The organism is Prosthecobacter gellanilyticus (assembly GCF_007992435.1).
Classification (GTDB): Bacteria; Verrucomicrobiota; Verrucomicrobiia; order Verrucomicrobiales; family Verrucomicrobiaceae; genus Prosthecobacter; species Prosthecobacter gellanilyticus.
This window is the reverse complement of record NZ_BKAG01000011.1, coordinates 72,863-93,260: the sequence shown is the minus strand read 5'-3', so window position 1 is coordinate 93,260 and position 20,398 is coordinate 72,863. Positions and strand designations below refer to the sequence as shown.

The following is a 20,398-nucleotide window of genomic DNA, read 5'->3' as shown; positions in this document are numbered from 1 at the left end:
TGGTTAGGCTAACCATCCTCCCGCCAAATCAAAAGGGTCAAGACAAGGCATTCAGCCTCATCTTGACCCTTTTTGATTATATAACCGCTGTTTACGGCACCACCAGTGCCGGAGTCGCCTCCAGGCTCATGCGATAGAACCTCGGCGCTCCTGTGGCAGGCGTCGGATCTTCCACCGTGGCGCTGCCAGACACATCGAAGGTGAAGGTGCCGATGCGAGTCCAGGCATCCAGATCGGAGCTGGTTTCGAGATGGTAGTTCACCCCTGGGCGGACATGGTTGAGATTCAGCAGGACATGGCCGTTCGTGCTCGTCGTGCCGCTGACCGTCGGTGCGGTGACGAGGGTCTCGTTACCATCCAGCGGGTTGGTGCCGGCGAGGAACTCGAAGTAGTTGCTCTGACCATCGAGGTCGGCGTCACCGTCACCATCAGCAGCAGCGAGGCTGCCCCAGATGCTCTGCTCGTAGCTGTCAGCGATACCATCGCCATCGCTGTCCGCAGGGTTCGAGCTCACACTGATCACCAGGGTCTTCACGGCGCTTTCACCACCGTAGTTGTCAGCCGCCTTGAACTTAAAGCTGGCCACGCCGGTGAATCCATACGCAGGTGTGTAGGTCCAGGTGCCATCCAGGTTCAGGGTCAGAGTGCCCTGGCTGATGGTGCTGCCAGCCGCACTGAACAGGAGACGGTCACCATCAGGATCAGAGCCGGTGAGCTTGCCGCTCACAGGGACGTAGGCCATCGTGCCAGCGGTCGCATCGCTCGCGCTTGGTGCGTCGTTCACGATCAGTTCGCTTGGGAACGGATCTGGGAAGAGCTCATCATACGGAGCAGTGGCTGGCTTCGGAATTCCGTAGCTCCAGAGGTCACTCAGACGCCCGGTGTTGCCGAAGGCATCTGCGCCACCGCCACCGAAGATATACAGGTTGCCATTGAGCGTGACCCAGGTGCTCGGTGTGAAGCGACCACCAGGCTTGTTGGCCGCATTGATCTGGCCCTGATTGCCATAAACTCCAGACTGACCCAGGAGGCCCTGGCTGCCGAGCCTATGAGTCCACTGCTGACTGCCGACGTCAAAGACCCAGACATCGTCAAAGGTCAGGTTGCTGTCCTTGAAGCCACCCACCAGCCACAGGTCGCCATCCACAGTGACCCAGCCGCCGCCGGCACTGCGTGCTCCAGGTGTGTTCCCAGCGGCAAAGGTCCCCTGCGTGCCATAGGTGGCCGTGCCGTTGACAGTGCTCGCCCCCTTGATCCAGGTCCAGTCGCCTGTGGCCGGGTTATAGCGCCACAGGTCGTTCATGTCACCTGCGGTTGCACCGCTGGCGGGCAGGCCCAGACCACCGAAGAACCAGAGGGTGCCGTTGTCAGCAGCCCAGCCGGTCGCATCACGGCGGGAGCCGGGGACGTTGGCGGCATTCGGCGTGCCCTGCACTCCGTAGACGCCATTTTGGTTAGGCACATTGCTGCCCTCTACCCAGGCCCAGTTGCCGGTGGCGATCTCGAACCTCCAGAGGTCGTTGTAGTAGTTGGTGCCGCTGTAGCCGCCGAAGAGCCACAGGTTGCCATTGCGGAAGACACCGGTGGCGCTGCTGCGCGCACCAGGGGTGTTACCCGCGGCTGGAGTGTCCAGCACACCATAGGTAGCGGCTCCGCCCGTGGCGGTGCTGCCCTTCATGTGGGTCCACTGCCCGTTGGTGCGGTTGAAGCGCCACAGGTCGTTCAGCCAGGCAGGAGCGCCGCTGGCACCGATGCCATAGCCACCGAAGAGCCACAGGTTGCCATCCGCATCCGTCCAGGTCGTGCCAGTGTGACGTGCACCAGGTGCGTTGCCTGGGGCCTCCACGCCGATGGCTCCATAGGTTCCCGGAGAGTTAAAGGTATTGGCACCACCGCGCCAGACCCACTGGCCGATGTCGCGACGATACTGCCAGATGTCGTTCAGGTAGCGCGGAGGATTCGTCACCGCAGTGGCATAGCCATAACCACCGAACATCCACAGACTGCCATCTGGCGCCTGCCAGTTCATGGCACCCTGGCGGGCGCCTGGATTGTTGGTCGGCGCTGCGACTCCGAGGTTGCCATAAACACCCACGCCGTTGCGTGAGTTCGGACCAGAGACCCACGTCCAGGCTGGAAGACCATCTGGCGTGAAGGACGTCAGGAAGACATCATTCGGACCATAGGTCGCCTGGAAGTAGTAGATGACTCCGTTGATCGAGAGAGCGATGACGCCATTCGGTGGCAGGTCATTGAAGTTGCCGGTCACACCGCCATCAGCATGAACAAGGGTGTATTGCTGCGGGATGGCTGGCACGAAGCCCAGATCGATATCCAGCGTCAGGCCCGTGCAATTAAAGGAGCCAGCCGTGGTGATCAGCGGCGCGCCCGTCCAGGTGCCGGTGATGATGGTGCCAGAGTAGATGGTGACGGTCGCTGAGGTCGGGGCACCCAGAGTGATGTCAGCATCGTGGGCACCGAAGCTCGAGAAGGTGATGATGACAGTCTCCGGCGGCTCGCTGCCGACATCGGCCTGAACGATGACATCAACATCCACGAAGGTATTGCCCGCCAGGATGGTGGCTGTGCCAGACAGGGTGGCGTAGTCATTGCCTGGGCCCGGGACAGCAGAGCCGCTCACAGTGTAGTTCACCACGGTATTGGTGGAGGATTGCGCCGTCTGGGTGATGCGGAACTTGCCGTTCACGATCGGAGGACCTTCGGAGCCGTCAATGATCTTGGAGAAGCTGACTGTGGCTGTGTCGTCGTCGAGGATCGTGGTCGTGTGGGCATTGGCAGCGCCAATGGTCACCAGAGCCGTCGGATCGGTGTTGATAACCAGACCGAGGTTCACGGTCTCGCTAGCTTCCACGATGGCGTCATTGGTGATGCCCAGGGAAGCTGCCTGAGTGGCGGCATTCAAAGAGTTTGCCGGGAAGGTGACCAAGGCTGGCAGAGTGTAGTCCACACCTGCGCCAGTCGCCGTGCTGCCGCCAGTACCGGTGACATTCACAGACACCGCCGAGGCAAGCTGAGCGGTGCCGGTGCCACTGCCGGTGATGGTGAGCACCAAGTTGATCAGATCAGGACCTGCATTCTCCGCCACGTTGCTGGTGGCTGCTGCAAAGGTGATGGTCGCCGCCTCGTTGTCAGTGATGGTCGTGGTATGGGCATTGCCCGCACCCACCGTGACCTGACCACCAGTATTGTCGGTGTTCAGTGTCAAACCGAGGATGGCCGTTTCCGAACCTTCCAACAACTGATCATTGGTGATGGCCAGATTGAAGTTCGTCACAGCCGCACTGAGCGTGGTGGCGGGGATGCTGACAGCTCCAGGCAGGGTGTAATCCGTGGTGCCATTGGTGGCTGAGCCACCCGTGGTAGTGATGTTAAAGGAAGCAGAGCGCTCCAGCACCAGAGGTCCGGCGCCGTTGCCCGTCACCGTCAGTGTCAGGCCAATCGAATCATTGCCGGCGGCTTCACCAATGCTGCTGGTGCTCGCCGCATAACTGACGGTGGCCGTGTCGTTGTCCGTGATCGTGGTGGTGTGGGTGGCGGCTGCACCGACGGCGATGGTGACTGCGCCACCCGTGCCGTCCGTGTTGATCGCAAGGCCGAGGCCAGCGGTTTCACTGCCTTCAACCGCGCGATCATTGGTGATTGCGATGCTGGCAGCCACCTGGGCCGCATTGAGCGAGTTGGCCGCGAAGGTCACACCTGTAGGTGGCGTGTAATCCGTTCCGTTGGTGGCTGTGCCGCTAGGTCCCGTGACATTCACACTCACAGCATAAGCCAGGGTGGGTGTGCCAGCGCCGGTGGTGGTAAGGGTAAGCACCAACTGCTGCACATCGTTTGCCGTGGCTTCACCGACCGTGCTGGTCGTGGTGACAAAGCCGATGGTGGCGGTGTCGTTGTCCGTGATGGTGCCTGTGGCAGGAGAGCCTGTGGCGCCATAGCCAGAACCCGCGGCCACCGTGAGGATGGCCGTCTCGGAGCCTTCCACCATCGCGTCTTCCAACGGTGTCAGGGTGATGGTGACTGTGGAGGATCCGATCGGAATGGTCACGGTGCCCGCCGCAAAGTTCATCCCGCCGTCAGAGGAAGCAGCGCTAAAGTCGCTGGTGGCAATGGAGGCCGTGCCGCCCTTGGTGAAGTTGATCGGCAGAGCCGCCGTGGTGGGGCCTGTGCGGCTGAAGGTGTAGACCATGCCCGTGCCGCTCGCTTCGCCCACAGGTGTCGGGGCGACAGTCACGCTGACCTGCGTGTCGTCATTCAGGATCGTGCCGGTGCCTGAGGGCGTTCCGCCCACGGTGTAACCACCGGTGACGTCTGGTGTGCCATTCGCCGCGACGGTGAGGATCACGGTCTCGTCAGGCTCATTGGTGACATCGCTGCTCGGAGTGATGGTCACAGTCTTGGTCGCGGAACCACCCGCGAAGGTGATCGTGGCCACACCGGCGAGGTTGGTGGCGAATCCGCTGGTGGTGTAATCACCCGTGAAGCCAGCAGTACCGCTGACCGTGACATTCACCGTCAGCGCGTTGGCCGTGGAGCCACCACTGCGGGTGAAGGTATAGACCATGCCCACGCCGCTGTCTTCCACCGAGGTGGCGGGCACGACGCTGGTGAGGGAGACATTCACGTCATCATCGACGATGGTCGCGGTCTGCAGAGCCGTGCCTAGCACGCTGTAGCCGGTGCCCGTGCCGAGGGTGAGCGCGACGGTTTCATTGCCTTCCACGAGGTTATCCGCCGTTGGATCGATGGTCACGATCTTCGTGATATCTCCAGGAGCGAAGACTACCGTGCCGACGCCGACACTGAACGTTGCCGCACCGGAACGGCTGTAATCAGTGCCTTCCACGGCCGAACCTGTCGTATAGGTAAAGTTCGCCGTGGTGCCGCCGCTGACGTTGCCGGTGCGGGTGAAGGTGAAGGCAAAGGTGTTCGTCTGGTCTTCAAACAGTGAAGTGTCTGGCAAGGTCAACTCGATGCCCGTGTCATCATTGGTGATCGTGCCCGTGGCAGAGACGGGAGCGACGATGTCATAAAAACCACTGGTGATGCTGACGATGACGGTTTCGTCCGGTTCGACAGTTGCATCCACTGATGGGTCAACGATGGCAGTCGCGGTGGACGAACCAATCGGGATCACGATGCTGCCAAGGCCGGTGCCTGCGGTGAAGTTCACAACACCTGTGCCGTTGGTGACGGAGTAGTCGGTGGTGGTGGAGGCCGTGCCAGTGGCGGCAAAGTTGACGGTCATGGCCGCTGTCGTGGCACCCGTGCGGGTAAAGGTGTAGACGAGATTGCCAGCACCATCTTCAGCGGTCGAGGCAGGAGCGACGGTCACAGACACATCAGGCAGGTCAATCTGGGTCACGGTCGGATCAGCAGCACCAGGAAGAAGAGGATCACCGCCGGTGACAAGGTCATCCGTCAGCACGTTGGAGAAATTGCTGCCTGAGACTGTGGCCTGGCTGCTCAGAGTGGAGGTGGTGGCCGGGTTGTTGATGATCACGTCATAGGTGATGGTGATCGACTTGCCTGGAGGCAGAACGCCGATGCTGACAGCACCGGTGAGGAAGTGAGTTTCACCATGCTTATGGTCATGGGAACGGGCTCCAAAGGCCTGACGCTTGGCGGGAAGGCGGCGCTCACCCAAGGTGAGGAAGCCATACATGAGGCTGTCACGGTCTTTTTCCAGATAGGAGTCTTCAAGCCCCAGGGTGTGTCCCATTTCATGCAAGAGGGCAGTCAGCAAGTCCAGACGGCCTGCCGGAGCAGCGCTGGGGCTGGTGGAGAAACGTGTGGCCGATGAGGCGGTGAAATGCTTGTCGCTGGCGTCAACATACCAGCCGCTGCCACCAGCATCCGCATCGATGCGGATGATGTGACCATCTGCCTCACCCAGACGGATGCCGTCCAGGCTGGAAACCTCAAAGGTCAGGCTGCGCAGATGCTCTTCCTGCTCAGGGGTAAGGCCGGAGGCTTTCCAGAGAGCCAAGGCGGAGGAGACCATCGAATCGAGGTCCGTCTGGGCCAGCCTGGCGATTTCAGCAGAAGGAGCACGCGAGGCAACTTGAGTGACCGCTTCCAGGCTGGAGGAGGCTGGATTGGGTCGGATCTTGCTGGATTTAACTGGAGCAACCGGGAGAGCGGAGGTGAAAACGGAAGCGATGGAGGCAGCAGCCTTCTCAACGCCGCCAGGAGCAAAGAGCAGGGGTGGCGCGGTCGGCAAGCCCTGGTTGTAAGTGATGGTGCCAGAGATGGAGAGGTCAGCGAGTGTCAGACCGTTCACCGTCGCAAGATTGGTGTCGGCGGTTTGGTTGAGCCTAAAGACACCGCCGTTCGCCGCGAGCTGCCGGAGCCGGATCTCAGTGCCATCGGCCGCCTGACCAATAATACCACTGAAGGTGTTGGAGGCAATATGGGCGTGAATCGTGCCTGCGGAAGTGCCGTTGGTATTGTTGTTCTGCTGGATGGTGATCGCACGGGCGGCGCTGTTCTTGAAGTTGTTGTTCTGAATCGTCAGGTTGGTTGTCTTGGTTGACGGGATTGTGTTCAAGCCCGCGTTCACGTTGAACGAGTTGAAATTGAGGGTTTCCTGCACGGTATTGCCGCTGACCAGGAAGTTGGCGGCATTCGCACTCCCGACAGCTTCATTCTGAATACGGATGCCGAAGCCAAGCTCCGAACCCGACCCGGCTGTACCCAGCGTGCCAACGACGTTGTTGCGGAATTTTCCATTGACCAGCCCAGTGGCGTCCGCAGCGAGGAAGCAGTTCAAGCCATGCGAGCGGTTGAGGGTGACGGAAGGATTGTCATGCACGTCAAAGGTCAGCGTGCCGGCCCCTGAGGCGGAGACGTTGACCGCCGCATTGTTGTTGTTGAACGTGGAGGTGCTGATATTTGCCGTCATCACGCCGCTGCCGCTAACATCACAATGGGCGCCAGTGGCGGTGGTGCCGCCGGGGGCTTGGGCATTGCCCGTGAAGGTGCTGCCCACTACATTCGTGGTCATGATCGCCGTGCCGGAGGCCAGGAAGCTGAACAGATTGCCATGTGGGGCGACCAGGCTCGCATTATTGCTGGACATGGTGCAGCTATTGACCTGGAAGTCAGTCAGAGTGCCGCTCGAATTATTGATCTGCAGTTCAAACTCCATGTTGTTCTGAATCACACAGAAGTTGATAGCGGTGGGGTTGGCACCAGCGATAGCAGTGCCGGTGAGATTCGTGATGTCCACACCCGTTTCATCCGGGTTGGACACAAGTTCATTGCCATTGGTGTTGATGTTGCAACGTGACAGGACAAAGCCGTTGACGGTGCTGCCGTAGATACCGCTGTGGTTGCAGCCGGTGATGTTCATGTAACCCAGCCTGAGGTTGGCGGTGCTGATCGCCACGACACCTGGCGTGCCGGTGGTAAGAGTCGAGCCTGTTTTGTTGGTGATCGAACCACCGGAGGCGTTGTTCGTGCCACCGCTGTCGCCGGTGACAAACAGGCCGCCACTGTTGCCAGTCGTGTTCAAATTGATGCCCGGGGAAGTGCCCCCGGTTGAGGTCAGGCTGCGGATGATGAAATTGGAGGCACCAATGTTAGTGCTGGCAATATTGACACCGGTGCCGCCTGTGACGTTGTTGATGATGTTGGCTTCGTCGGCTTCGTCGGTGCTGGTATCGCCATCGTTATCAATGCCATCAGACTCCCCTTGCGTGGCATTCACCGTGCCGCCGCCGGTAGCGGAGAAGGCTGTGTTGGCCCCTGTGGCCAGCGCGAAGCTGCGGAAGTTAAACGTAGCGCCGGCGTTGCCGCTCAGCGAAACGCCTGCTCCCGTGTCCGTGAGCTTGCCGATCACACTTGTCGTGCCACCCGTGCGGCCTGAAACAGTCAGCGAGCGGCCGGCGGAGGCGGAGTTGGCCAGCAGGGCCAGGACATTCACCGAACCATTGCCGCCACCCGAAAGATTCAGACAGCCCGAACTGGCGGACGAAGCAGTGACGCTGGTATCCGAGGCCGTGCTGCCGCCGCTGCTGCCGAGTTGCAGGCTATTGATCGCGCTGCCTGTCACTGCATAACCCGCAACCGTGCTGTTGATGGAGACACCACGGATCGTGTTGTTTTCAGCCAGTGTGATCACACTGCCGGACGCTGCGGTGATCGTCGGCAGAGTTCCATTGATCAAAGGACGAGCTACAGAGTCCGCACCTGCGGTTACACCCGCGACGACCAAATCAAAACTCACCCCCCGAACGCCCTGGCCGATGATCTGCTCGTTCGCTTCCATTGTCATCCCGGCGCTGTAGGCACCCGCGAGGACAAAGATGCGCTGGCTGGTGTTGGCGTCCAAAGTCGCCACTTTGGTGAGGGTCTTGTAAGGAGAGGCAAGCGTGCCCTTGCCATTCGTGTCATCGCCCGTCGAATCACTGACGAAAAATATGCCCGGGCCGCTCACGGTGACAATGACCGTGGCAGTGGAAGTAAATCCGGTGTTGCTGATAGTGTAGGTGAAGCTGTCGACACCCGTAAAGCCTGCAGCAGAAGTGTAAATAAACTTGCCGATGTTTGCCCCACTGGTGGTCATGGACACCGTGCCTCCATTGGCGCTGGTGGCGTCGAAAGCCGTGATCGTTAGCACTCCAGCAGCATTGTTGTAAATGCCGACATAGTCGTTGGCTGTTACGCTGAAGTTGGTGGCGGTCGCTGTATTAACGGTTACGCCAGAGAGGATGGTGCCTGAGTAGTTATCATCGAAGGCCAGGGGTGAAACCTTCAAGGTGCTCATCTGCACGGCAGAACCATTGACATCAGGATCCGTGAAAGTGACACCCGTGGCATTTGCAGTCCCCGTGTTGGAGATGGTGTTGGTATAAGTGACAGTATCGCCCGGATTTTTCTTCGTCGCGGCTGGCGTGCCGTCCGACTTAGTAGCGGTAATATTGGGTGCCTGGGCTGACAGACTGCCGCTGATGGCCAGCGCGGCGAAAGAAAGGGCCATCGGGATAAGACGAGTCATCATAACTTCTTTAGGGGAGCTGGGGACTTGAGAGAGAAAGCAGAAAGGCTGCAAAGGCTACTTATCGTCAACAAAGGCAGTCATCACGTAGCGGACACCGTGGCGAACTCATGTAGCAACCGACTACTCGTTTTAGACGCACCCACACATTGTTCAATATTAATCAGAGACTAAAACACCATTTTTCAAAAAACATCGTCACTCGTTTTCATCTTAGGCCTGACCGGGACCAACAAGGAGTTCGTGCACAGGAGTTCATGCCTGTAATACCAGAAAAATCTATGGTTGTGACAATATATTTCGCTGGCATTCCCGGCCACCTCATGACAAGACCAGTCCATGATTGATTTGGCCACTCTTGAGAGCAGCGTCTTCACCCCGCTCGTAGGACAGTCCATGATCATCCGTAGCGGTGACAAAAGCGCCACACTTGAGGTGGTAGACGTGAGCATCCATCACCATAAGTTTCCAGGCTCCACGCGTGAAGGTTTCACCATCTCTTTTCGGGGGCAGCAGGGGTTAAGAATCCCGCAGGCCATCTACTCGCTGGAACATCCCGGGGTGGGGGTGATGGATGTTTTTATTACTCAGACAGGAGACGGGCCAAAAGGATCAGAGTTTGAGTCGGTTTTCACCTAAGATCGAAGGCAGCACGAGACGCCAAACTGGCATGTTGTAGACGCATCAATCGGGCCCCTAATAAGGGTAAGAACGCGCACCAAAAACCATTGCTACCTGGCTGGAAGCCACTCCATGAGGTAATAAACTCCGAGCTCCTCCACATGCCGGTAGCCGAGACGCTGATAAAGCTTCAAGGCAGGATTAAACTTCTCCACATAAATGGTGACCTTTTTGCCCTCTGCAGCCGCCTCATCCATCAGTTCCTTGAGCAGGTAAGTCCCGAAACCTGACCTCTGATGCTCAGGTAGCAGAGCAATATCTATGACATGAATTTCCGCATCCCGCCGCTCCATGTAAAGGCGGCCGGCCGGAACGCTCTCCCGCTCAATCACCCAATATTCTGCCTGCGTGAAATTGGCCCGGTAATGGGTGTCTTGCGCGGTAAACTGCATATCACAAAAAGCAGCTTTTTGCTCAGCAGACCACGGCACCTGCGCCAGCTCGGTGGCCCGTGTGCTGGCATAGACTTTCCGGAGAAAGGCTTCGTCTTCGGCGGCCACAGGACGCAGGCGCAACACCTCAGCAGGAGCTTTTGTCATGAACAAAGGTGTTCCACGAAAATCCAAGAACCTCAAGGACGAGCCGGGAAGACTCCTTGCATCGCGATGCAGAAGTTCACGACGAGCGTGGGCTGCATATTGTTGTGAGGAAGGCTGCTTCCCTGCACCGAAAGCGCCTGGAAGTTCATGGGGGCAAGATTCGCGGACGTGTTGGCTTGATAGAGTTTTCCACCGACGGATCCAGCCAGCGCTGTGCCCTGCGTGAAAGAACCCGCCTCACCATTTTCCGTGGTGCATTTCATGACGTGTGTGTGCACCGGCATCTCACTAGTCAGCAGAGTGACAGTTTGGGACCCTGACATTTCCCCCAAAAAGCGCTGAGAGAGACCGTTGCCCTGCCCCCATTGCATGGGAGCGTTGCCCTGCAGATCTGGCAGGGCGAAGGTGGACTTGCCATCTCCGCCGTAGGTGGTCCCCAGCAGCGAGAAGAGCGCGGTATTCTGCGAAATGGGCAGCAACTGGCCATTGCAGAATGCCCACCCAGTGGGGGCAAAATTGAATCCAAACATGCGAATTTCAGCAACGAACGGAGAAGACATAAGACAGGAAGATCTCGGGGTTGATTTGTAAACTAGGTCTGGCTCGGATCAGGTCTGGCTCGGGAAGACGCCAAACAAGGAAATAATGAAACTGATGCAGAGAAAAGGCTGCATGTTCTCATGAGGCTGGCTGCCCCCGACCTGCTGAATCGCCGACGCAGCCATGTTAGTCCCCGGTGTCTCCAGAGAGTTATAAGGGGTAACGAGCGTTGATGTAGCCAGGATATTGCCAGAGGGTCCGGCGTTGTTGCCAGCCGCCGTCGAACCCAGGAAGGCGTGCGTGTGCACAGGAATTTGCTGGGTGTTCAGCGTTACCGACTCCACCCCGGCAGACTCACCAATGACGTAGGTTTGCAAACCGCCGCCGGTGCCTTGATGAATCGGCACGCGGCCCTGGAGATTGGGGAGGTTGAAAGTCTCCTGGCCATCACCGCCATAGGTGGTGCCAATCAAATTGAAAAGCACCTCATTCTCAGAAATTGGCAGCGTCTGGCCATCACAGAACGCCCAACCATTCGGGGGAAAGTTGCCGCCGAACATCCGAATTTCACCAACATAAGGATTAGACATAAGTGTTCGAGAGAGAGAGAGTTAGTTTCTAGAAGGAAAGATACCCTGGAGTGCCACAATGAAATTCAGCACTAGGAACGGCATGAGGTTGGTGTGAGGCTGACTGCCCCCGACGTTACTCACTTCCGCAGGACTAAAGGTACCCAGCGCTGCAAAGTTCGAAGTATAGCAGTTACCAGGATCAGAGGCTAGGATATTGCCTACCCCTCCAAAATTCGGGTTTACCTGATTGCCCACTGAGTTACTACCCATGGCGACATGATTGTGCGCAGGCATCTCAGAAAGCGTGATCGTATGGGCCTCCTGGCCGATCCTCTCGCCCTGGGACAAACCGCCGCCCATGTGAGCTGCCGTTCGGCTCCTGAAGTCTGGAAGAGCGAACGTAGTCTGCCCGTTGCCACCATAGGTCGTCCCGAAAAGAGAAAACAGGGCCTGATTTTGGTTAATCGGCAGGAACTGACCATTACATTGAGCCCAGCCTTTGGGCGCGAAGTTGAACGATACAATCTTAATTTCGCCAAGGAAAGGATCTGCCATAATAGAAAAGAGATAGAAGGTTAACGGTTTAGACTCCAGGCAAGGTGAGTAAAATTAGATAAGGAACTAATTTAGCAAATTATTTTTTTACCTATTTCCATTTTATTTTTATGCCTTCTCATAGAGATTTGAAAGAAAATTTCAGCAACGAAATCTTGTCACTTCGTGATGGCAATGAAGTGCCAGCCATGACATAAATGCAGCGGTGATCCTCTCATCATGATCATCACACCGTGTTATGGATTCTTCATCTTCCCAGGCGTGTTCTCGTCGCCGCATGATTTTAGCCGGCCTCGGAGTCGGTCTTGGTGGCACTCTCGCTGGCGTACTGGGCTGGCAGTGGGCCAAGGGCAGAACTTTTTTTGCGAAAGCTCCCCTATCCTCCCGCCACACTTCTCCGGTCGCTCCTGCGGAGGATCTTGATCCAGCCAAGCCCGCGCATTACATCCGGGAGTGGTTTGAACCCCATCTCAACACCCATTTCCAACTCAAAGTCGGCGCATTGACAGCCGCAACCATGAAGCTCACTGAGATTAGCCCGGCAAAGGTGGTCAACAATCATGACAAGCTTGTGAGTTATACGACATTCTCGCTGACTTTCACGGGACCCAAGAGCCTGCCAGAAGACTCCCAGATCTACCGCGTGGAGCATCCTGAACTGGGAGCCATGGATTTGTTCCTGACGTCTGTTGGCAGATATCCCACAGAAAGACACCTGGAGGCCATCTTCACACAGCGCATTTAGTTAGGCCGTCGGTTCGGCATGAAAAAAGGCGGCTTTAAAAGCCGCCTTTTTTATTGTTCATTCACTTCTTCAGATCCATCTCGCAGTTCGCATCAGCGGGAACAGGTGAGCCGACCTCTTCAATCGGATGCGTGTAGAGGTAGCGCCACACGTCCTCATAGAGCAACGCGCCGCTCGCATTCTTCGGAGAAGCACTGCCCGGTGACACGCTGGAGTGCGCGCGCTTGGCATCGCCCTTCACATCCGCAGCACTGATGAGCCGGCGTGTGTTGCCATAAGGTGGCTTGGCCTCATCCACATTCACGATCGGGCCAAACTCAGCCAGGCCCAGCAACTGCCAGGAGCGGCAGTAGTGATCACCACTCCAGCCGCTGTCCAGCACATGACTGAAGCCAAAGTAGCGGTTCGCCGGTGTGGCAGAGGGCAGGCCCTGCCACTTCTCCATCTGATCACGCGGTCCGCAGAGCATCACCACACGATCCACTTTTTGCTGCTTCGCAAAACGCGCCGCGGTGGTGCTGCCATGAGAGGAGCCTGAGAGGATCACACGATCCCAGCGCAGCGCCGAACCATCCTCCGTGAGGAAGTAGCTCCAGCCACCCTGGGGATTCTCCTTCGCCAGATGCTTGACGAACTGATACGCACGCTCGGCGATGCCATCCGGCTTTGGAATGCTGACGTCAGGACTCACATCTTCTCCCGTGGCTGCTTCCAGACGAATCTTGCCCAGCAGCATGCCATCATCACCTGGTGATTGATTGCCAAACTTGCCGAACCAACTATTCGCATAATGCACCTGGATGGCGTGGATGCCGTAGCTGTTCAGCCGCTCGAAGAGTCCGCCGCTGTAACCCATGAGCCAGATCACCAGACGTCCGCGCGGAGCCACGCGAGTGTCCACAGAGGCATTCTCCTCATCAGAAGGCTTGCCCTTCTTCTCAAACATGAACTCAAGCTCGGGATGCTCCTTCGCACGTGGATCAATGACACTGGAGCGAGCCTTGAGCTGGTAACGCTGCGGATTCGGGTCCGAAAATGTGAGCGGTGCATCTGCGGCATGAGTGAAGGCAGACCATGTGCCGAAGACGAAGAGAGCTGGAACGAGAGAACGGTGCATGAGAGAAAATGAACGAGTGAGCTAAACACGCGCAAGCCCGCCGATTCTTCATGTTTCGTCATGGCTGGCAAACTTTCTCCGCCTTCGTTTCCACGCTAAAATGAATGATAGTTCACCGGCTGCGGCATCGTGATGAGCACACTTCCATGTTCCGCAGCCTTTCCCTCCTTTTCCTTGGCGCCGCATCACTCTCCGCCGCCAAGCCCAACGTGCTCTTCATCATGGCAGATGACTTTCGTCCCGAGATGGGCTGCTATGGCTCTTCAGCGCTGACACCGAACCTCGACAAACTCGCGAAGCGCAGCGTGCAGTTTGACCGTGCCTACTGCCAGCAGGCGGTGTGCAACCCCTCTCGCTCCTCCTTGCTCACAGGGCGACGTCCGGACACCCTGAAGCTTTGGAACAACGGCACGCATTTTCGCGAGCTCAATCCTGACGTCACCACCCTGCCCCTCTGGTTCAAAGAACATGGTTATACCACACGTGGCGTGGGCAAGATCTTCCACAACTGGCACACGAAGGAAAAGGGTGACCGCCGATCCTGGAGCGCAGACGAGTTTCTGCACTATGAGAGCCATGGTCATGATGCTCCGAAGGTGTCTGGCGAACTCCCACCTAACCTCGCCACCACGACCACGGGCCGCACCTACACCGATGTCCCGCTCGTTGAATGCCGTGACGTGCCGGATGAAGCTTACTTCGATGGTCGCGTGGCTGCGGAAGCCGTGCGAACACTTGCCCAGGTGAAGGATGAAGCGTTCTTCCTCGCCGTCGGATTTTGGAAGCCTCATGCGCCCTTCAATGCACCGAAGAAATACTGGGACCTCTATGATCGAGCCAAGCTTCCCGCGCTGAATCCAGCCAGGCCCGAAGGCGCTCCAGACATCGCCTTTCATCAGAGCACAGAGATCCTCGGTCCGCCCGCGAAACAGCAACCGCTGACCGCCGAGCAGAGTGCCGAGATGCGCCACGGCTACTTTGCCAACATCAGCTACATGGATGCCCAAGTCGGCAAAGTGCTCGCTGCGCTTGAAGCAAGTGGCGCCGCCAAAAACACCGTCATCATCTTCTTCGCTGATCACGGTTACCACATCGGCGAACACTCGCTCTGGGGTAAAACCTCCGACTTTGAGTTCGATGCGCATGTGCCGCTGCTGATCAGTGATCTGCGTCCTGAGAACCATGGCAGGAAGACCAGCGCGCTAGCCGAGCTCGTGGACATCTTCCCCACCCTCGTGGACCTCTGCGGACTGCCGAAGCCCGACGGTCTGGACGGCAAAAGCCTCGTCCCCGTGCTGGCGGATCCAGCAAGGAAGCTCAAACTCGCCGCCTTCACCCAGCATCCACGTCCTGCCTACTATGATCGCGAGCCTGACAAGCAACCCAAAGTCATGGGTTACAGTGTGCGCACCGCCGATGCCCGCTATACCGAGTGGCGTGACTGGAAGACCAAGGCCGTGACAGCTCGCGAGCTGTATTTGACCGAACAAGATCCCGCCGAGCTGAAGAACCATGCGGACGATCCAGCGCAGGCGGCTACGCTCGCCACCGCTGAGCGGTTGCTACTAGAGAAGTATCCGCGATGAAGGCTCGGGGTTGAGATCGTGGCAGGCTGCGTTAGGGGGTGTCCCCATGGAAAGCACTGCGACTCCCCCCTGGGAGAATACGAAAAAGAAGCCGACACGCGGCTTGCTGCGAAAGCTCGTCTTATGGGGACTCGGGCTCGGTCTGGTGACCTTGGTGGCCTCAGGATTGCGCACCAAGCCCATCCCGGTGGAAACGGCGAAGATCAGCCGTGGACCGCTGACCGTGCATGTGGTGGAGGAAGGCAAGACCCGGATCCGCAATCGCTACATCGTGGCCGCTCCAGTCACCGGCAACATGCGTCGCGTGTCTTTGAAAGCAGGCGATGAAGTGAAGGCCAATGAAACGGTGCTCACGGTCATCGAACCTGGCATCTCTCCCCTTCTGGATGCCCGTGCTCAAGCCCAGGCCGAGGCTCGTGTGCAAGCCGCTGAGGCGGGTCAACTCCGTGCCCAGGAAGCCGTGGCCATGGCGCGCACATCGGCCCAGTTTGCCACGGCGAACTGGGATCGCGTGAAGAAGAATGTCGCCGAAGGCAGCATCTCCACCACGGATCGCGAGCGCATCGAGCTCGAAGCGCAGACTCGCGCACGTGAAGTCCGGGCCAGCGAGTTCGCCATGAAGGTGGCCGAGTATGAGGTCACCACGGCCAAGGCTGCGCTGCTGCAGATCACCGCCCCAGGCGCTGGTTCAGGTGCCACCATGGACGTGAAGAGCCCGGTGAATGGCCGCGTGCTCAAGGTGCAGCAGGAAAGCGCCATGATGGTCACCGCAGGCACTGCTTTGGTGGAGGTCGGGGATCCCGCAGACCTGGAGATCGAGGCCGAGATCCTCTCCCGTGACGTCGTCGGCATGAAGCCGGGCGCTGAGGTGCTGGTGGATCAGTGGGGCGGCGACACCGCGCTGAAGGCCCGCGTGCGCCGCGTGGAGCCTGCTGCCTTCACCAAGGTCTCCGCGCTTGGCGTGGAAGAGCAGCGGGTCATCGTGCTGAGCGACCTCGAGCCCCTGCCTCCCGAGGCCAAAGGACTCGGCGACCGCTATCGCGTGGAGGTCCGCGTGGCCGTATGGCATCAGGAGGACGTCCTGCTCGTTCCCGGCGGCGGCCTTTTCCGTGAAGGCACAGAGTGGATGACCTTTGTCAAAGATGGCAACCACGCCAAGAAAGTCAAAGTGCAGGTCGGCCGCACAGACGGCAAGATGTCCCAGGTGCTCGGCGGTATCGAAGCAGGAGCCGAGGTGCTCATGCATCCCCCGGACTCCGTGGTGGATGGCGCTGAGATCGCCCTCAAAGATGTAAAAGTTCCGTGATGAGGGTTGAATGGAAGGCTTTGCCGTCCAGTCTCCCCTCCCCCCGAACCATGACTTTCCGCGACAAACTCGAACAACGCATCGCTGCCACCGGCTCCAACCTCTGTGTCGGCCTGGACATCCGTGCGGACAATGCGCTCGAATCCACCAAGAAGCACATCCTTCAGATCATTGAGGAAACCCTGCCCTATGCGGCTGCCTTCAAGCCCAACTCGGCCTACTTTGAAGCCCTCGGCTGGCGTGGCATGCGCCTGCTTTCCATGATCCTGAAACAGATCCCGAAGGAGATCCCCATCGTGCTGGACGTGAAGCGCGGAGACATTGGCGAGACCCAGGGTTACTACGCCAAGGCCGCCTACGATGAGCTGGATGTGGATGCTGTGACGCTGAATCCCTACATGGGCCGCGACACGCTGGAACCCTTCCTCAAATACGCGGACAAAGGCATCTACCTGCTCGGCGTGACCTCGAACAAAGGCGCTGCCGACATCGAGCTGCAAAAGCTCGCCGGTGGTGACAGGCAGGTCTTCGAAATCGTCGCTGACATGACCCAGGCCAGCCCGCAGGTCGGCCTCGTCATCGGCCTAACCAATGCCGCTCAAGAAGTGCTCTCCCGCACCCCGGACGTGCCTCTGCTCATCCCAGGTCTCGGCGCCCAGGGTGGGGATCTCGCCGCACTCAAAGGCGCAGGCCGCAAGGCCCCGCTGCTCGTGAATGTCTCCCGCGGCATCCTCTATCAGGACGACGGCAAGACCTACGCCGAGCGCGCCGCCCACTGGGACCAGAGCATCCGCGCCGCACTGGCTTAAGACCAGCTTCACGATGAAGGGCCGAGACCGCTTATTCACAAGAATGAGCGGTTCTTCAGATTGTTTTAACAATCGTTCCAGGCCCTACTCCGCTGCCCATCATGGCCGAGTCCGCTTCCACTCTCATTCCAGCCGCTGCCGCCTCGGGCGATCTACCCGCGCGTGACGCGGCCAAGCCTGCCCAGGCGAATCCGTTTGGAAAGAAGAAGGGAGAGCCAACGGCCGAGGAGTTGCTGGCGAACATCAACCGTGCTCTGCCCTTCTCGGATGAGGCGGAGAAGAGCGTGCTTTCCAGCCTGCTGCAGGATCCAAATGAGCGCTTGAGCGAAAGCCGCGTGAACCTGCCTATCGCGGCCTTTTATCACGAGGCGAACCGCACCATCTACGAGAAGCTTCTCGAGTTCTACGACAAGAACATCCCCATCGACCCCGTGATGGTCACGAACGTTCTTCGTGATCAAAATATGTTAGACCGCGTGGGCGGACCAGCGGCCATCACCGAGCTTTTCACCTTCGTCCCCAGCCCGGCGCACTATCTTCACTACAAGAAGATCGTTCTCGACAAATACCTGCTGCGCCAGCTCATCCACGCCTGCTCCATCAACATCCACACGGCCTACGAGTTCGGCAAGGAGCAGATCGATGGCGATGTCGGCACGCTCGTGGACCAGGCAGAGCAGCGCATGCTCGCCGTGCGTGAATCCACCGGCAAGGAGGACAACATGAAGTCCCTTTCCTCCCATGTGGCGGAGGCCATCGACTCCATCCAGTACATGCTGGAGCATCCCGGGCAGCTTCGTGGTCTGTCCACCGGTTACAGCGTGCTGGACAAGCTCAGCAGTGGCTTGCAGGGTTCTGAAATGTTCGTCATCGCAGCCCGTCCTTCGATGGGTAAGACCTCCTTCGCGATGAACCTCATTGAGCACATCTCCGTGGACTGCAACCATGCGGCGGCGGTGTTCAGCCTGGAAATGAGTGCCACCATGCTGGTGCGTCGTCTCCTCGTCTCCCGCGCGCAGCTTTCCATGCAGGACCTCTCCCGCGGCCTGCTCTCCCGTGCCCAACAAGAAGCGTTGGCGAAAGCCACACGCGATCTTCAGAAGGCGCAGATCTTCATTGATGACACGCCAGGCCTGGATGTGCTGGAGATGCGCGCCAAGGCGCGACGTCTGAAGAAGCAGCACAACATCCAGGTCATCATGATCGACTACTTGCAGCTTGTGACCAGCAGCAGCCGTCGAGCCAAGGACAACCGCCAGATCGAAATCGCGGAAATCTCCGCCGGCATCAAGGGCATCGCCAAGGAGCTGAACATCCCGGTCATCGTGCTGGCCCAGCTCAACCGAGCGGTGGAAGGCCGTAAAGGCCAGCGCCCCGTGCTCTCTGACCTGCGTGAGTCTGGCTCCATCGAGCAGGACGCTGACATGGTGGGTCTGCTGACTCGTGAAGACTATGCCGGTGGCAAAATGGAAGTCGGTGACGAGGAAGAGGAAGCCAGGAAGAAGGGCCAGGCCCTGCTCATTCTCGCCAAAAATCGTAACGGCCCCACTGATGACGTGCCGCTGCGCTTCATCGACTACGCCATGCGCTTCGTGGAGCGTTCGCCGGAAGCGGAGCCTGATTCGCCATAATGCTTCGCCATTTGGAGCTTCACTCTTGAATGAAGGCGCGGCAAGATGCGGGAAATTCTTCCCCATGAAACGCCTTCTTTGCGCTCTGTTCCTTTCCATTGTCGGCTCTGCTCTCGCGGAGCCTCAGGTCATTCTCCTGAAGCTCGATGACGTGGTGGCCCGGAAGATTGGCAGCAGCCCGGTCTCGCTCCGCTGGCAGAAGGTGCATGACTATCTCATCGAGCAGAAGATCAAAGGCTCCTTTGGCATCATCACGGAATCCTTGGAGAAGGACAACCCAACCTACTTTCAATGGCTCAAGGACGTGCAGGCGGCAGGTCAGATCGAGTTCTGGATGCATGGCTACCACATGAAAAAAGCCAGCGAGCCCGGGGAGTTCGAGCAAGGCACCGCAGCCGAGCAGCAGGCCATCTTGGAGAAAGGCGCCAAACTCGCCCAGGAGAAGCTTGGCTTTCCTCTCGTCGCCTTTGGCCCTCATTGGAGCGGCACCACCGAGGCCACGGATGAGGCCCTTCAAGCCGTGCCGAGCGTGAAGATCTGGCTCTATGGACCGAAGCAGCCGAAGCACTTCAAACGCCTCAGCATCGAGCGTGTTCTCGCTTTGGAGAACCCGACCTTTGTGCCCGATCCGGAGAAGTTTAAAACCGTCTACGAGAAGAATGCTGCCACACGCGAGGTGCTGGTTTTACAAGGCCATCCTGATCAGTGGGATGACAAGCGCTGGGCAGGCTTCGTGGAGATCATCGAGTTCCTGAAGTCCAAAAATGTGGTCTTCATGACGCCTTCTGAATACCTCAAGAAAGTCCAGCCTAACCAACCATGAAACTCCTCTCCATCCTCCTCATCTGCCTTGCCACCGTTTTCACCGCCCACGCGGATGATGCCCAGCTTGCGGCGGTGAAAGCAGCGGACAAAGCCCGTGTTGCGGCCATGCAGTCAGCAGACAAAGACAAGCTCAGTGCCATCTTTTCAGATGAACTGCGCTATGCGCACTCCAGCGGTGTGGTGGACACAAAGCCCTCCTTCATTGACATCCTCACCTCCGGAAAGACCAAGTATGTGGGCTACGACTACGAGGAGCAGAACTTCACCTTCCCTGCCCCTGGCATCGCCCTGATGACAGGCCGCGCGCACATCAAGGCCGTGACGGCCACCGGCGAGATGGACAGTGTGCTGAGCTTCCTGGCGGTGTGGCGTCAGGAGAACGGCGAATGGCGCTTCCTTGCCTGGCAGTCCTGCAAGCTGCCGCCAGCGACCAAGTAGGCCCACATCAAGAAGCCTCATGCGGGTTCAAGATT

14 protein-coding genes are annotated in these 20,398 nt (G+C 58.5%); 8 read left to right on the top strand and 6 right to left on the bottom strand.

From position 1 onward, the window contains the following. Nucleotides 1-91: 91 nt before the first annotated feature. The gene (locus BGE01nite_RS09700; protein ID WP_146850251.1) at nucleotides 92-9,022 is read right to left on the bottom strand and encodes a Kelch repeat-containing protein; all 8,931 of its coding nucleotides are present in this window, start codon (nucleotides 9,020-9,022) and stop codon (nucleotides 92-94) included. Between the two features lie 336 nt (nucleotides 9,023-9,358). Here BGE01nite_RS09700 and BGE01nite_RS09695 point away from each other — a divergent pair, with 336 nt between their 5' ends. Next, the gene (locus tag BGE01nite_RS09695) at nucleotides 9,359-9,658 is read left to right on the top strand and encodes a DUF6916 family protein (RefSeq protein WP_146850250.1); all 300 of its coding nucleotides are present in this window, start codon (nucleotides 9,359-9,361) and stop codon (nucleotides 9,656-9,658) included. A 92-nt stretch (nucleotides 9,659-9,750) separates the two neighbouring features. Here the strand turns inward: BGE01nite_RS09695 and BGE01nite_RS09690 are convergent, their stop codons facing one another. From BGE01nite_RS09690 to BGE01nite_RS09675, 4 genes are read right to left on the bottom strand one after another with little or no spacing between them, the layout of a single operon-like run. Continuing rightward, complete coding sequence (locus BGE01nite_RS09690; protein ID WP_146850249.1) at nucleotides 9,751-10,239, bottom strand: GNAT family N-acetyltransferase; 489 nt, start codon at nucleotides 10,237-10,239, stop codon at nucleotides 9,751-9,753. A 32-nt stretch (nucleotides 10,240-10,271) separates the two neighbouring features. Beyond that, nucleotides 10,272-10,799, bottom strand: a complete 528-nt coding sequence (locus BGE01nite_RS09685; RefSeq protein ID WP_146850248.1) for a phage tail protein — start codon at nucleotides 10,797-10,799, stop codon at nucleotides 10,272-10,274. Nucleotides 10,800-10,847: 48 nt separating this feature from the next. Next, nucleotides 10,848-11,369 (bottom strand): phage tail protein, encoded by a 522-nt coding sequence (locus BGE01nite_RS09680; protein ID WP_146850247.1) that lies wholly within the window; start codon nucleotides 11,367-11,369, stop codon nucleotides 10,848-10,850. 21 nt (nucleotides 11,370-11,390) lie between these two features. After that, on the bottom strand, nucleotides 11,391-11,906 hold the full coding sequence (locus tag BGE01nite_RS09675) for a phage tail protein (protein WP_146850246.1): 516 nt from the start codon (nucleotides 11,904-11,906) through the stop codon (nucleotides 11,391-11,393). Nucleotides 11,907-12,183: 277 nt separating this feature from the next. On the opposite strand from BGE01nite_RS09675, the gene BGE01nite_RS28940 reads away from it, so the two are divergent. Continuing rightward, nucleotides 12,184-12,651, top strand: a complete 468-nt coding sequence (locus BGE01nite_RS28940; protein ID WP_170266699.1) for a DUF6916 family protein — start codon at nucleotides 12,184-12,186, stop codon at nucleotides 12,649-12,651. 61 nt (nucleotides 12,652-12,712) lie between these two features. Here the strand turns inward: BGE01nite_RS28940 and BGE01nite_RS09665 are convergent, their stop codons facing one another. Beyond that, a complete protein-coding gene (locus tag BGE01nite_RS09665) occupies nucleotides 12,713-13,768 on the bottom strand; it encodes a BPSS1187 family protein (protein ID WP_174770043.1) in 1,056 nt (351 codons plus the stop codon). 146 nt (nucleotides 13,769-13,914) lie between these two features. On the opposite strand from BGE01nite_RS09665, the gene BGE01nite_RS09660 reads away from it, so the two are divergent. The 6 genes from BGE01nite_RS09660 to BGE01nite_RS09635 all read left to right on the top strand — a co-directional run bounded on the left by BGE01nite_RS09660 (nucleotide 13,915) and on the right by BGE01nite_RS09635 (nucleotide 20,363). Then, nucleotides 13,915-15,354 carry a sulfatase gene (locus BGE01nite_RS09660; protein WP_170266698.1) on the top strand — a complete coding sequence of 480 codons (1,440 nt, stop codon included), beginning with the start codon at nucleotides 13,915-13,917 and terminating at the stop codon, nucleotides 15,352-15,354. 46 nt (nucleotides 15,355-15,400) lie between these two features. Beyond that, on the top strand, nucleotides 15,401-16,660 hold the full coding sequence (locus BGE01nite_RS09655; protein ID WP_146850243.1) for an efflux RND transporter periplasmic adaptor subunit: 1,260 nt from the start codon (nucleotides 15,401-15,403) through the stop codon (nucleotides 16,658-16,660). A gap of 50 nt (nucleotides 16,661-16,710) precedes the next feature. Then, nucleotides 16,711-17,469, top strand: coding sequence for an orotidine-5'-phosphate decarboxylase (gene pyrF / locus BGE01nite_RS09650; RefSeq protein WP_146850242.1), 759 nt, complete (start codon nucleotides 16,711-16,713; stop codon nucleotides 17,467-17,469). Between the two features lie 101 nt (nucleotides 17,470-17,570). Beyond that, on the top strand, nucleotides 17,571-19,100 hold the full coding sequence (gene dnaB, locus BGE01nite_RS09645; protein ID WP_146850241.1) for a replicative DNA helicase: 1,530 nt from the start codon (nucleotides 17,571-17,573) through the stop codon (nucleotides 19,098-19,100). Between the two features lie 64 nt (nucleotides 19,101-19,164). Beyond that, nucleotides 19,165-19,923: a DUF2334 domain-containing protein gene (locus BGE01nite_RS09640; RefSeq protein ID WP_170266697.1), complete on the top strand. Its 759-nt coding sequence runs from the start codon at nucleotides 19,165-19,167 to the stop codon at nucleotides 19,921-19,923. After that, complete coding sequence (locus tag BGE01nite_RS09635; RefSeq protein WP_146850239.1) at nucleotides 19,920-20,363, top strand: nuclear transport factor 2 family protein; 444 nt, start codon at nucleotides 19,920-19,922, stop codon at nucleotides 20,361-20,363. Before BGE01nite_RS09640 ends, BGE01nite_RS09635 begins: the two co-directional genes overlap by 4 nt. Nucleotides 20,364-20,398 lie beyond the last annotated feature (35 nt).